Origin of the sequence: Bradyrhizobium sp. LHD-71 (genome assembly GCF_031157255.1) — a bacterium.
GTDB lineage: Bacteria > Pseudomonadota > Alphaproteobacteria > Rhizobiales > Xanthobacteraceae > P52-10.
In genome coordinates, this window is sequence record NZ_JAVIFX010000023.1 from 42,463 (window position 1) to 56,147 (window position 13,685).

A 13,685-nucleotide genomic window follows, 5' to 3' on the forward strand; every position below is an offset into this window, starting at 1 on the left:
AATTTCGGAAAAAACGAACTCGCTGTGAACATCCTGTGCAGATCGTCACACCCCGTCATTGCGAGGAGCGCAGCGACGAAGCAATCCAGCGCGGCGGTTGCGGCAGGCTCAGACTGGATTGCTTCGCTTCGCTCGCAATGACGGAGTATTTCGCTACTCACCGCTCACTACTCGCCTCTTGCACGCGTTCGGTTTCTGACCTCTTCTAGGCCCATGGAACAAGTTCGTTCATCGAGATCGCGCGTTTCGATTGCAGGAATGCACCTCGAACGGAATTCGTCGGTGCCGCTTCATCTGCAGATCGCCGAGCACATGCGTCGCTGCATTCTGCAGGGGCATTTTCCGGTGGGCACTCATTTCCAGGGGTCGCGCGAGATCGCGCGAGAACTTGGCTGTTCGCGCACGGTCGTGCTGAGCGCCTGGGATCTTCTGTATGCCGAAGGCTACCTGGAATCGACGCCGCGTGGCGGCGTCAGCGTTGCAGCCGTCGGCCCGCAGCAGATCAAGCCTTTGGAGGCACGGCCGCCGGCGGAGGCGGGACGTCATGGGGGTCTGGCCAACGTCTCCAATCGCTGGAAGGCGCTGCTCGAGGCGCAATACGACGTCAACTGGAAGTCCGAGTTCTCCACGGGCGCGCCGGATATCGCAAGCTTCCCGTTCAAGGAGTGGGCAATCCATCTGCGGCAGGCCTGGCAGAACCCGAAGAAGGCGGACTGCCTGAATCTGCCCGCCGAGGGCCACCCTTTGCTCCGCGCGGAGATCGCGAATTTTCTGGGCGCCGTTCGCGGCCTGTCGTGCACCGCAGAGGACGTGGTTGTGACGTCGGGAACGTCGGGCGCGCTCGACTTCTGCAGCCGCATGATTCTCGATCATGGGGACGAAGTGTGGGTGGAAGAGCCCGGCTTTGTCGAAGCGCGCTGGGCGCTCACGGCCGCGGGCGCGAAGCTCGTGCCCGTACCGGTCGACGAGAAAGGGCTTTGCGTCGCCGAGGGCATACGTCGCGCGCCGAAGGCGAAGTTGATCGTGGTCACGCCGTCCCATCAGTATCCGCTCGGCGTCAGCATGGCGCTCGAACGGCGGCTGGAATTGCTCGCCTGGGCCAACAAGAGCGGCGGCTGGATCATCGAAGACGACTACAACTCCGAGTTCAGGCACGAAGCCAGCATGACGGCGTCGCTCCGCTCGCTCGATGCCGAAGGGCGCGTGATCTATCTGGGCACGTTCTCCAAACTCATGATGCCAAGCCTGCGCATGGGATTCATGGTGGCCCATCGAGCCTTCATCGAGCAGTTCTCACGCGGTCGGTCGCGAATCGACGTCCATACGTCGGGCATCGGCCAACTGGCGCTGGCCGAATTCATGCGCAAGGGTCATCTCCTTCGCCATCTTCGCCGGATGCGCAAGATCTATGCGGCCCGCCGGCGCGCGCTAATCGACGCCATCGAAAGGCTCATGGGCGAAGACCTTCACGTGTCGTCAGCCGTCACCGGCCTGCACCTGGTTGCTCTGTTCACCGATCGCCTGCGCCAAAGGATGACCGATCGAGAGGCGGTGCTAAGGATGCGCGAAGCCGGCATTCACGTCCAACCGCTTTCGCAAAACTACCTGGAAAGCCCCACGCGGCAGGGACTCGTCTTTGGGTACGGCCAGCTCAATGCGAACGACGCGTACCCTCTCATTGCGCGGATGGCCGAGTGCCTGCGGTCGGAAGTTCGGCCTGTAGCCCGGATGAGCGCAGCGACATCCGGGTGAGCCTTGGCGGAGAGTCAGCCCCGGGCGTCGCTTCGCTCACCCGGGCTACAGACAAGTCACGAGATGAATGCCGCGTCCTTGAGCAGCGATGGCTCAAAATTTTGGCTCCCCTAAGACGGCAAGCTGGCCCAGCCTTTTCCTTCAACTCTGGCTCTATGCGTCGCTGAAAGGCCGCTGTCACATGAGCTTCAGATAGCAGGGGAAGCTCATCATGGCCGCTCGCAATGGGTTCTTGAAGCCGATCGTGGTTGCAATGGGAGTGCTGGCACTGGCCCCTGCCGCACAGGCGCAGACGCGCGCCGAGACGCTTCGGCAACTGACCGGCAACAACATCAACACCCTGGACCCATCGATGCCGGGCGCGACGCGCGAGGCCTTCGGCGTATCGACGAGCACCTACGACCGGCTGGTTGCGTTTGATCGCAAGCTCGAGAACGGCGTGTGGGTCTTCGATCGTACCAAGATCCGCGGCGAACTTGCCGAGAGCTACCAGGTCAGCGCGGACGGCTTGACCATTACGTTCAAGCTGCGCGACGCCAAATGGCACGATGGGAGCCCGGTCACGGCCGACGACGTCAAGTGGTCGCTCGACCGTGCCGTCAGCGCCAAGTCGCTTTCGGCCGGCCAGCTTGGCACGGGGTCGCTGACGAAGCCCGAGCAGTTCAAGGTGGTCGACGCGAAGACGTTCGAAGTTTCCTTGCCAAAACCTGACCGCCTTGCGCTCGCCAACCTTGCCACGCCGCTCGCACCGATCATCAACAGCAAGCTGGCGAAGAAGCACGCAACGGCCGAAGATGCCTGGGCACAGGAGTGGATGAAGACGAACACCGCCGGGAGCGGCGCCTATGTCATCGAGTCCTTCAAGCCGGGCGAACAAATTATTCTGCGCCGCAACGAGAACTGGACCGGCGGGCGTGAGGGACGGTTGCCGTATTTCAAGCGGATCATCGAGCAGACGATCCCTGAGGCCGCGACGCGCGCCAACCTCATCGAAAAAGGCGATGCGGACATCGCCATCGATCTGCAGGCCGGAGACCTGCCAGCGTTGCAGTCCCGCGGCAAGGTGAAGGTCGATTCGACGCCGCAGAGCAACGGCTTCACCATGATCGCGTTCAACACGCGGATGCCGCCGTTCGACAACATCAAGGTGCGTCAGGCCGTCGCCGCGGCGCTGCCATACGAAGCCATGTTCAGCGCCGCCATCTTCAAGCGCGGGCTTCCGATGTTCGGCGCGTCCTGGTCGGAGGTGCCGAACGGGACCTTTCCGCAACCGATGCCGGTCAAGACCGATCTCGAGAAGGCCAAGCGGCTGCTTGCCGAAGCCGGACACGGCAATGGCCTCAAGACGACGTTCACGATCAATGTCGGCTCGGCGGCAATCACGGAGCCGATGGCCGTCCTGATGAAGGAAGCGCTCGCGAAGGTCGGCATCGATATGGAGATCCAGAAGCTGCCTGACGCGCAGATGTCGACGGCCGTGGCCGAAAAGAAGCTGGCCTTCTTCACCGAAGGCTCCAGCGCCTGGCTGCCGACGACGGATTACTTCTTCCGCACTTTCTTCAGCGGCGAGCAGCGCTGGAACTACAGCTCCTGGAACAACAGCACGATCGCAGACCTGACGACGCAGGCGCGCTACGAGCTCGATCCGGAGAAGTACGAGGAGATGAGCAAGCGGATGATCGAGGAGTACCTGAAGGAGCTGCCGCTCATCATGCTCTGGCAGGCCAATCAGGATGCGGTCATGACGCCAAAGCTTGACGGTTACACATACTGGTTTCACCGGCAGGTCGATTTTCGCGATCTGGCGCGGAGGTGATCGGTGCGGTCCGCCAGGGCAATCATCATCAGGGTCGGTGAGCGTCTGCTGTCATCTCTTCCAGCCTTGCTCGGGGTGCTGGTCGTCACCTTCGTGTTGATGCGCGTCCTGCCCGGTGATCCGGCGGTGTTCTTCGCGTCCGGTCCCAATGCGGGGCAGGCGGAGATCGACAACCTCCGCCAGCGCATGGGGCTCGACCAGCCGCTGTTCGTGCAACTCATGCACTACCTTCGGGACGTCGGCACCGGCAATCTCGGCAACTCGCTGACGACAGGACAGCCGGTATTGACCGATCTTCGTCAGCGACTGCCTGCCTCGCTCGAGCTGACGTTCACGGCGTTTACGCTGGCGGTCATCATCGCGATCCCGCTGGGCATCGCGGCGGCCATGCGCCCGAACTCGCTCATCGACCACGGTGTGCGGTTCGTTTGCACATTGGGCGTCTGCGTTCCGACGTTCGTGTCGGGGCTGATCCTGATCTTCGTCTTCTATTACATTCTTGGGGTCGCGCCTGATCCGACCGGGCGGCTCGACATCTTCGTCTCGGCGCCGCCGAGCGTGACGTCGTTCATGCTCGTCGACTTCCTGATCGCCGGCGATCTCGAAGGTTGGATGGCAGCGGCCAAGCAGCTGATCCTGCCGTCAGCCACCATGGCGCTGTTCGTCATCGCGCCGCTCGCGCGCATCACCAGGGCGTCAATGCTCGGCGTGCTTTCAAGCGATTTCGTCCGGACCGCGCGCGCCGTCGGGCTCTCCTCGGTCAAGATCAATATCGTCTACGCGCTCAGGAATGCGATGCTGCCGGTTCTTACGATCGCGGGCATCATGTTCTCGACGATGCTCGGCGCGAACGTGCTCGTCGAGAAGGTGTTCTCCTGGCCAGGCGTAGGATCTTACGCCCTTGATGCGCTTCTGTCGTCGGACTACGCGCCGGTGCAAGGCTTCGTCCTGCTGATGGCCTGCATCTTCGTGATCATCAATCTCGTCATCGACGTCCTCTATGGCATCGCCGATCCGCGAATTTCCGTCGCATGAGCGTCATCACCCTCAAACACGTCCGATGGGTCGTCGCGTCGAATCCGCTGACGCTGGTTGCTGCTTCAGGCGCCATCATCATCGCACTGATCGGCGTCCTCGCGCCGTGGATCACGCCGCAGGATCCGCTGGCGACCGACGTCGCCAACGCTATGCAGCCTCCGACCACGGCCCACTGGTTCGGCACGGACCAGCTCGGTCGCGACATCTTCAGCCGGGTGGTTGCGGCAACGCGGATCGATCTCGCCATTGCGCTGTCGGCGGTGAGCCTGTCGTTTGTGCTCGGGGCCGTGATCGGGGGGGTCTGCGGTTATGTCGGCGGCCGGCTCGATCGCGTCGTCGGCCGCGTCGTCGATGTCCTCATGGCGTTTCCGTTGTTCGTGCTCGCCATGGCGATGGTGGCGGCGCTTGGAAACCGCGTCGAGAACGTCATTCTCGCCACGGCTTTCATCAATCTGCCGTTCTATATCCGCTTCGCCCGCGCCGAGGTGAACGTGCGTCGCGACTCCGGATGGGTCGAGGCGGCGCGCGCGGGTGGCGAAAACGACTTGTCGATCATCCTCTTCTTTCTGCTGCCGAACATTCTGCCGGCGATGGCCGTTCAGGTGTCGCTCAATCTCGGCTGGGCCATCCTGAATGCGGCGGGCCTGTCCTTCATCGGGCTCGGCGTGCAGGCGCCGACTGCCGAATGGGGCATCATGGTCGCGGAGGGCGCACGCTTCATCACGTCCGGAAAATGGTGGCTGGTGGCGTTTCCCGGCGCGGCGCTGATGCTGTCGGTGCTGTTCTTCAATCTGCTGGGTGATGCGCTTCGCGACATCCTTGATCCGAGAATGCGCACATGACGGGCGCTCTGCTTTCGATCGAGGATCTGCACGTTTCGTTCGCGACGCGTCGAAACACGGTGGATGCGCTGCGCGGCGTGACGCTGGCGGTCAACCCCGGCGAAACGCTTGGCGTCGTGGGAGAGAGCGGATCGGGCAAGTCGGTCACGGCGTTGGCGGCCATGCACCTGCTCGACCGCGCCGGCCGCGTCTCCTCCGGCCGGATTGTCTTCCAGGGCGAAGACATCACGCACCTGTCCGCCAGTGCGCTGCGGGCGGTTCGTGGCTCGCGCATGTCGATGATCTTCCAGAATCCTCGCGCGGCCCTGAACCCCATACGGACGGTCGGATTGCAGATCGCCGACGCCATCCGGGCGCACAGGCGCGTGTCTCAGGCAGCCGCCACAGAGCGCGCGCTCGATCTGCTGAGGCTGGTGCTGATCCGCGACCCGGAAACGCGGCTGAATGCGTATCCGCACGAATTGTCCGGCGGCATGTGCCAGCGCGTCATAATCGCGATGGCGATCGCCTGCGAGCCTGATCTCTTGATCGCAGACGAGCCGACGACGGGTCTGGATGTGAGCACACAAAAGGCGATCATGGACCTGATCGCCGGCATCGCCGCCGAACGCGCGATGGGGGTTATCTTCATAACCCACGACCTGGGTCTGGCGGCCAAGTACTGCGGCCGTGTCGTCGTCATGAAAGACGGTAGGGTGGTCGAGCAGGCGGCACCGAACAAATTGTTCAATGCGCCTCGCGATCCCTACACACAGCGGCTTGTGGCGGCGTCACCGACGAAGGTGAGCCGGATCGAGGATCTGGTGGTTGAGGAGGGCGTGGCAACGTTGAGCAGGGGACCCGTCTTTGAACAAGCGGCAGCCAGGCGCTCGGCCGTGGTCCCTCTCCCCGTTGGGGAGAGGGTTAGGGTGAGGGGGCTCAGGCGGTTATGGTCCGACGGACGAACGTCGATACGAGCAGCGCAAGCAGGTGAGCGGTACAACACCATCGGTGCTAGTGCCCCTCACCCCAACCCTCTCCCCAACGGGGAGAGGGAGCGCGCCGAGTTCGGGGCGATCTCCGCGCGACCTACGTACGGCAGCTCTCCCTTGCTGAGAGTGACGGGGCTGACGAAACGGTTCGGTGCGAGCACTGCGGTCGATGGCGTTTCGTTTGCGATCAACGCAGGTGAAAGCGTCGGGCTGGTCGGCGAGTCCGGATCGGGCAAGAGCACGATTTCCCGCATCGTCTGTCGCCTGCTCGACCAGACCGAAGGCGAGATCCGTTTCGATGGCACGGCGATCGATGCGGAGCCGGCGCGGACGTTCAACAGATCGGCCTTGCGCAAGGATATCCAGATCGTCTTCCAGGACGCTCACGACAGCCTCAATCCGCGCTTTTCCGCATTCGACTGTATTGCGCATCCACTGCGCAAGCTGATGGGTATTCGTGGACGCGCCGTGTTGACGGAACGCGTCTTCGACTGCGCGCGCCGGGTTGGCCTGCCGCTGGAGCTGCTCGACCGGTTTCCACACCAGCTGTCGGGCGGTCAGAAAGCCAGGGTGGGCATCGCCCGCGGCATCGCGACCGGACCGCGGCTTCTTGTCCTCGACGAGCCGACGGCCGCACTGGATGTCTCGGTGCAGGCCGTCATCCTGCAACTGCTCGTGCGGCTGCGACAGGAGGAGAACCTGTCTTATCTGTTCGTCAGCCATGACCTGAATGTCGTGCGCATGCTCTGTGATCGAACGATCGTCCTGCGCAACGGCAGGATCGTCGAGCAGGGGCGGAGCAGCGACCTCTTCGCCAATCCGGCCGATCCCTACACCAGGGATCTGCTCGCAGCGATTCCAGAATTCAATCCGACAGCGGCGGTGGAAGCGAAAGTCGCCGAACCCGCTATCGCATTAGGAGCTAAGAGGCAGCCACGCGCTCGGCAAGTTCCCTCTCCCGGGGGAGAGGGTTAGGGTGAGGGCGTTCGGCAGTCATGATGCGAAGATCGAGCTTCCACGAGCGCCGAGCGTGAAGCCGTGCGACACCACGGGCGCCGGTTCCCCCTCACCCCAGCCCTCTCCCCACCCGAACTCGGGTTTACCCGAGTTCGGCGCTATCAAGTGGTCGAAGTCGGAAACATCCGACTTCGACCGGGGAGAGGGGGCGCGCCGAGTTTGCTGCGATTTCGAGAAACTCATCTGCGATGGTCCTCTCGGTAAGGGACCAGTTTAACGAACCTCCAATTGAGAACGAAAGAGACGATCGACGTGGCAGGAAAATGGGAAGTGGGCACCGATATCGGTGGGACCTTCACCGATATCATCGCGATCCGGCGTGACACCGGGCAGACGCGGATTGCAAAGGTACCATCTCGTCCGAACGCGCCGGTGCAAGCCATGCTCGAGGCGATCGAGGCGGTCGGGCTGCAGAAGTCCGACGTGGACAAGTTCATCCATGGGACGACCCGCATCACCAACGCGATCGTGGAGGGCAGGCTGCCAAAGGTTGCACTGATCGCCACGGCGGGGTTTGAGGACGTCCTGGAAATCGGTCGATACCGCAGGCGCGATCTCTACCGGCTGGACATTCCTCCCAAGGCACCTTCGCTTGTTCCGGCCGAGCTCTGCTTCGGCCTGAAGGAGCGCATCGACCACCAGGGACGTGTCATCGTTTCCTTGGACGATGCGGAGATCGACCGGCTGCTGGCGTGGTTGGCAAAGACCGAAGCGAGGAGCGTGGCGATCGCCTTGCTGCATGCCTACGCCAATCCGATCCACGAGAAGATGCTCGCCGAGCGGCTCAAGGAGATCGTTCCCTACGTCTCGCTCTCCCAGGAGATCAATCCGGAAGCACGTGAGTATGAGCGCACCTCTTCGACCTGCTTCAACGCGGCGGCCATGCCGATCGCCGTGGAATATCTGAGCGAGCTGGAGGAGAAGCTTCCCATCGGCCATGGGCTGCAGGTCTTTCATTCGGCAGGTGCGATGATTCCGGTTTCGGCCGTCAAGCGTCAGCCGATCGTCATGGCGATGTCCGGCCCTGCCGCGGGCGTATCCGCGTCGGTGGGCCTGGCGCGGCAACTCGAGCAGCCACGCGTTCTCACCTTCGACATGGGCGGCACAACGACGGACGTCTGCCTGATCGTCGACGGACAGCCCGAAATGACCGATGGGCGCATGCTCGGCGATCGCCCGTTGCGGCAACCGATGCTGGCGGTGCATTCCATCGGAGCTGGCGGCGGCTCCATCGTGCGCAACGGGCCGGGAGGCTTGACGGTCGGGCCGGAGAGCGCGGGCTCGGAGCCAGGCCCGGCCTGCTATGGGCGGGGCGGCCGCGACGCGACCATCACCGACGCCAATGCGCTGCTGGGATATTTGAATCCGGAAACGCGATTGGGCGATCGCATCGGAATCGACGTCGGAGCCGCCGCCCGCGCCATCGAGCCGATCGCCAAGGCACTGAACCTGAGCCTGACGGAAACCGCACTCGGCATCATCCGTGTCGCAAACGCGACGATGGCGCGCGCCTTGAGACGGGTGACCGTGGAGTGCGGCATCGACGGTCGTGACTGTACGCTGCTCGCCTTTGGTGGCGGCGGGCCAATGCATGCGGCGGGGCTGGCCGAACTCTACGGTATCGCCAAGGTGGTGGTGCCGGCAGCTTCGAGCGCATTCTCCGCGCTCGGATGCCTGACCGCGGATTTCAGCTTCCTTCAGCAGCAGACGTTCCGTGCTGCCCTGGATGATATCGATCGTTCCGGCATCGAGGCGCGCATCGGTCAGCTCATCGCGCAGGCGTGCGCTCCGTTGCTCGAGAATGGCATTCCGAAAAACGAGATCGGAATCGAACTGGTGGCGCTCATGCGCTATGCCGCCCAGAACGACGCCATTCCGATCCCGTTTGCATTGCCGATCGACGTCGAACGCCTGCACCACGATTTTCTTGCGAAACACCACGACCTGTTCGGCTACGCGACGCGCGAACGCTGCGTCATTGAATCGGTGAGAGTTCAGGCGCGTCGGCCGTCATCCACGGCCATCAACCGCCCCGGAGTGCCGCTCGCCAACGCCTCGATCAGGTCTCGGATCTGCTCCTTTGACGACGAACGCGATGTCGAGACGGCGATCGTCGATCGGGCAAGCCTCGCGCAGGCCGTCACCGGGCCGGCGATCATCGAAGATGCATGGTCGACTGTCGTGGTGCCGCCGCAATGGCAAGCCTCCGCAGATACGAGCGGAAACCTGTTCCTTTCGAAGGTGCGCGCATGAGACTGGATCCGTTTGCTGTAGAAGTCATCCGGCATGGCCTGTCGGCCGCTGCCGAAGAAATGAGCCTGGTGATGACCCGCTCTGCCCGTTCGCCGTTGCTGCGGGAGGCCGGCGACCTTTCCTCGGCGATCACCGATGCCAAGGGCGGCCTCGTCGGGCAGGGGCGCGATATTCCGGTCCATCTCGGCGCGATGGCGTTCACCATCCCTGAGCTGCTCAAGGTGGTGCCGGCGGCAGGCCTCAAGGACGGCGACGTTCTCATTTACAATCTCGGCGCGCTCGGCGGAAATCACCTGAACGACGTCAAGGTCGTCCGGCCGGTGTTCGTCGAGCGAGACATCGTCGCCTTTGCCGTCAGCCTCGCGCATTGGCCCGATGTCGGAGGAACGTGGCCCGGCAGTTATTTTGCCAAGGCCATCGATACCTTTCAGGAGGCGATGCGCATTCCGCCGGTGTTGATCGCCGATAAGGACGGCGTGCAGACGCCGATCCTCGATTTCATCAAGGTGAACGTGCGTGACGCCGAGTCCTGCGAGGGGGATCTGCTCGCCCAGATCGCGGCGACCAAGACCGGCGAAAAGCGCATCGTTGAACTTTGCCAGCAGCACGGAAAGGACGTGTTCGTCGCAACGCTTGCTCGCCTTCACGATCTTTCAGAAAGCGAAATGCGTGCCGCCATTCGGGAGCTGCCCGACGGCACTTACGAAGGCGAAGACCATATGGACGACGGCGGGCCGGACGGAGAGCCGGCGCGGATCCATGTCAGGATCACTATCGCTGGAGACGAAGCGACGTTTGACCTGTCCGGAAGTTGCGACCGGGTTTCGAACTTCTGCAACACCACGCCGTTCATCGCCAAGTCCGCGGTCGCCTACGCGGCGCGCATCATGAGCGGCCGCGACATGCAGCAGAATGCGGGCGCGTTGCGACCGCTGACGATCATCACTCGTCCTGGCTCCATACTCGAGCCTGGCTGGACCGCCGCCGTTGCCGCGGGAAACCATGAGACGTCGATGCGCATCGTCGATGCAGTGTTCCGCGCGATGCAGGACACGATTCCGGAGCGACTGTCTGCGGGCGGGACAACGACGGCCGGCGTGCTCTCGTTTGCGGAGCCCCGACAAGATGGATCCTGGAAGATGCTCTATGAAGTTCATGGCGGAGGCGAGGGCGCCCGGCATGACCGTCACGGGTGTCCAGCGACGCGTGTTCATCTCACCAACACATCGAACACGCCGGCCGAGGTCATTGAAGCGAACTACAACATACGCGTCGAACAGCAGTCGATCCGACGCGGCTCCGGTGGGCGCGGACAATTCAAGGGTGGCGACGGGATCGTCCGTTCGTATCGAATCCTGGCGCCGTCGATGCATCTCATGACCTGTATCGAGCGTATGGTCGTGCCTCCTTTTGGAATGCAGGGAGGCCAGGCCGGTGAACCCTGCCGCGTGTCGCTGACGCGACAAGGCGAAAACGTTGACATCGACGGAAAGTCCAACCTCGTCCTTCAGGCCGACGATCTCTTGACCGTCGAGAGCAGTGGTGGCGGCGGCTTTGGTTTGCCGTCTTCGTAACAGGCGTGTCTGGCCCAGAGCTTAAGTCTGGTTCTGGCTCTCGCTGGATCCGTGCTGCGCTTCTAAAGCAGCGAGGAGTTTGAGTTCGAAGGTCGACGCCACACGCTCGGGGTCATCCCTGCTTTTGCAGGAATGACCCGAGAGTGCGTTACGTCGAGAACTGAAGCGGCACGAAAGGGCGGCTATGAGCAGACTGTTGACGACAGGCTTGAACGCAGGCCGCGACGCGCCACCGACGGTTGTCGACGGAGAGGGAGTCTATTTCCATCTAGAGGATGGACGGCGCGTGATCGACGGGAGCAACACGGGAGGCGCGCTCGGTCATCGGCATCCGGCCATGGTGGAGGCCGTCCGCCGCGCCGCCGATACGCCTGTCGTGAACGAAGGCTGGACGTGGGTCGGGCGCGAGGAGGCCGCCGACAATCTCGTATCGGTTGCTTTCAAGGGCGAGGAAGACTGGGTTGGCGCCGTCCGTTTCTGCATCAGCGGCAGCGAGGCGAACGACATGGCGCTGTCGCTGTGCCAGTCGCTGACGAAACGATCCGCGGTCGCGACCAGAGAGCGCGCCTATCACGGCCTGGTCGGGCTGTCGCGCAGCGTGACGGTGCAGCCGCACTGGCACGGCGGGCTTGCGCGTCACGAAGGCGGGACCAGCCTGCCGGCTGCGCTGGCACCGGTTCGGGTGCTGCCGGCACCCGACGGTGCAATCTACGGCGCCGAATTGCACAACCCGCCGCCATCGGAGTATCTGCACAGTGCTGGCGAAATTCTTTCCGGCACGGCCGCGACGATCATCGATTATACGCAGGGTGGCATCTACTACGACGCCGAGTATCAGGACGAGGTTGCCTCGCGCGCCCGCGAGGCGGGGTCCTACTGGATCGCCGACGAGGTCGTGACCGGCGCGGGACGGGCGGGGCGCTGGTTTGCTTTTCAGGGCGGCAAGAGCCGCCCCGATATCGTCACGCTCGGGAAGTCACTCGGAGGCGGCGCAGCGGCGGTCGCCGCCGTCGTCGTCTCGAAGGCCGTCATGGAGCGGCTGGCAGGAACGAGCTGGCAGAACTACGGCACACTGCGCGGCCATCCGATCAGCATGGCCGCGGTGAGCGCGTATCTTCAGGTCATCGTCAAGGACGACATCCTGGCGCGCGTGCAGCACCTCGAGCAGCTCTTCACGCGCAAGCTGAAGGCGATCGGCCGGCGGCATCCGAGCGTCCGTCGCATTGCCGGCCAGGGTCTTCACTGGACCGTGGAGCTGCACGGACCCGATTGGCGCACGTGGCTTGCGGACACGACGGAAACGCCGGTCGCGTCGCGCGTCGCCTCGCGTGCCCTGGAAGCGGGCGCCGTCATCGGCACGAGCGGCGAGCAGACCTCGCTCTTTCTCGCGCCGCCCCTGATCATCTCCGACGACGAGGCGATGCAACTGCTCGAAGCCCTCGACCACGGCCTCGACGTCGCCGACCAGGAGTTCGCGCAATAGGCGCAGCGCTCCCCAGGCTGTGCAAAACCCGCCGCGAAACCGGCCTAAAGTGTGATGACGTAGCCACACTCTCGGTGTCGTCCTCGCGAAAGCGGGGACCCATATTCCAGAGCGTCAGGGTTTGTCGCCGTCGCTCTGGAATATGGATCCCTGCTTTTCATAGGCGAGCGAAGCGACGCCGTTCTTCGAACGGCTATGGGGATGACACCGAATATTTTGTAGTGTCAGTGCCTAACTTAAACTCATCACGCTTTAGCCCCCGCTGTGCTTGGGAGCAGACGCACCAGATTTCGTTGGAAATGGAAGGCGGTCCTTCAAGTTGGACCGCCTTCGTTCAGCTATGCCCCGAACGCCGGGTGATAGGCGACGTCGCCAGTAGCTGGCGGGCCGCCTAGAACCAGGCGCTGAAAGTAGGGCGAATGACGGCCGCCGTACGTCAGAGCCGGATCGCTCTCAAAACCGAACCGGTGATAGTAGCGGGGATCGCCAAGGACCACGCAGCCCGCGGCCTGAAACAATCGGAGTTGTTCGAGCCCTGCTCGTATGAGCAATTGGCCAAAACCCCGACTCTGCTGCTCTGGCCTGACGGAGACTGGCCCGAGGCCATACCAGCCTCCTCGGGCGCCAACGATCGTGACTGGCGAGAATGCCACATGCCCTACGATTTCGTCCTGATCTACGGCAACGAGAGAGACCGCCAGTGCTTGGCCTGTCCTCAGGCCTTCAACGATGCGCGCCTCCGTCCCGCTACTGTGAGGCGCGGTCTTGAACGCTGCGGTTGTGATATAGCTGATAGCAGCGACGTCAGTTGGTCGCTCGGATCTGATTTCCAATGTCGTGAACCTTTATAGAAGCCCAAATGCGCAGGCACGTGCCGTATCGCAGATCACGCGACACGGGCTGGCTGCAGCCGTGCGTCTCAAGCGAGACGATTAGAGG

9 protein-coding genes are annotated in these 13,685 nt (G+C 63.2%); 8 read left to right on the top strand and 1 reads right to left on the bottom strand.

Going from position 1 to position 13,685, the window contains the following annotated elements; genetic code table 11:
* Positions 1 to 213 precede the first annotated feature (213 nt).
* From RCO31_RS23700 to RCO31_RS23735, 8 genes are all read left to right on the top strand, one after another.
* Entirely contained in the window at positions 214 to 1,752 is a 1,539-nt protein-coding gene (locus RCO31_RS23700; RefSeq protein WP_374991528.1) for a PLP-dependent aminotransferase family protein, read from the top strand.
* A gap of 211 nt (positions 1,753 to 1,963) precedes the next feature.
* Positions 1,964 to 3,568: an ABC transporter substrate-binding protein gene (locus RCO31_RS23705; protein ID WP_308970991.1), complete on the top strand. Its 1,605-nt coding sequence runs from the start codon at positions 1,964 to 1,966 to the stop codon at positions 3,566 to 3,568.
* A gap of 3 nt (positions 3,569 to 3,571) precedes the next feature.
* Positions 3,572 to 4,603, top strand: coding sequence for an ABC transporter permease (locus tag RCO31_RS23710; RefSeq protein WP_308970992.1), 1,032 nt, complete (start codon positions 3,572 to 3,574; stop codon positions 4,601 to 4,603).
* Entirely contained in the window at positions 4,600 to 5,448 is an 849-nt protein-coding gene (locus RCO31_RS23715; protein WP_308970994.1) for an ABC transporter permease, read from the top strand. The genes RCO31_RS23710 and RCO31_RS23715 overlap by 4 nt, the downstream gene beginning before the upstream one ends.
* Positions 5,445 to 7,394 carry an ABC transporter ATP-binding protein gene (locus RCO31_RS23720; protein ID WP_308970995.1) on the top strand — a complete coding sequence of 650 codons (1,950 nt, stop codon included), beginning with the start codon at positions 5,445 to 5,447 and terminating at the stop codon, positions 7,392 to 7,394. The genes RCO31_RS23715 and RCO31_RS23720 overlap by 4 nt, the downstream gene beginning before the upstream one ends.
* A 270-nt stretch (positions 7,395 to 7,664) precedes the next feature.
* Positions 7,665 to 9,689 carry a hydantoinase/oxoprolinase family protein gene (locus RCO31_RS23725; protein ID WP_308970996.1) on the top strand — a complete coding sequence of 675 codons (2,025 nt, stop codon included), beginning with the start codon at positions 7,665 to 7,667 and terminating at the stop codon, positions 9,687 to 9,689.
* Positions 9,686 to 11,263, top strand: a complete 1,578-nt coding sequence (locus RCO31_RS23730; RefSeq protein WP_308970997.1) for a hydantoinase B/oxoprolinase family protein — start codon at positions 9,686 to 9,688, stop codon at positions 11,261 to 11,263. The genes RCO31_RS23725 and RCO31_RS23730 overlap by 4 nt, the downstream gene beginning before the upstream one ends.
* A gap of 184 nt (positions 11,264 to 11,447) precedes the next feature.
* On the top strand, positions 11,448 to 12,746 hold the full coding sequence (locus tag RCO31_RS23735; RefSeq protein ID WP_308970998.1) for an aminotransferase class III-fold pyridoxal phosphate-dependent enzyme: 1,299 nt from the start codon (positions 11,448 to 11,450) through the stop codon (positions 12,744 to 12,746).
* 338 nt (positions 12,747 to 13,084) lie between these two features.
* Here the strand turns inward: RCO31_RS23735 and RCO31_RS23740 are convergent, their stop codons facing one another.
* Complete coding sequence (locus RCO31_RS23740; RefSeq protein WP_308970999.1) at positions 13,085 to 13,579, bottom strand: N-acetyltransferase; 495 nt, start codon at positions 13,577 to 13,579, stop codon at positions 13,085 to 13,087.
* Positions 13,580 to 13,685 lie beyond the last annotated feature (106 nt).

Excerpts from the sequence above, each read along its gene's own strand:
- RCO31_RS23735 (WP_308970998.1), top strand. The coding sequence starts at position 11,448 with ATGAGCAGACTGTTGACGACAGGCTTGAACGCAGGCCGCGACGCGCCA.
- RCO31_RS23705 (WP_308970991.1), top strand. The coding sequence starts at position 1,964 with ATGGCCGCTCGCAATGGGTTCTTGAAGCCGATCGTGGTTGCAATGGGA.
- RCO31_RS23720 (WP_308970995.1), top strand. The coding sequence starts at position 5,445 with ATGACGGGCGCTCTGCTTTCGATCGAGGATCTGCACGTTTCGTTCGCG.
- RCO31_RS23700 (WP_374991528.1), top strand. The coding sequence starts at position 214 with ATGGAACAAGTTCGTTCATCGAGATCGCGCGTTTCGATTGCAGGAATG.
- RCO31_RS23730 (WP_308970997.1), top strand. The coding sequence starts at position 9,686 with ATGAGACTGGATCCGTTTGCTGTAGAAGTCATCCGGCATGGCCTGTCG.
- RCO31_RS23715 (WP_308970994.1), top strand. The coding sequence starts at position 4,600 with ATGAGCGTCATCACCCTCAAACACGTCCGATGGGTCGTCGCGTCGAAT.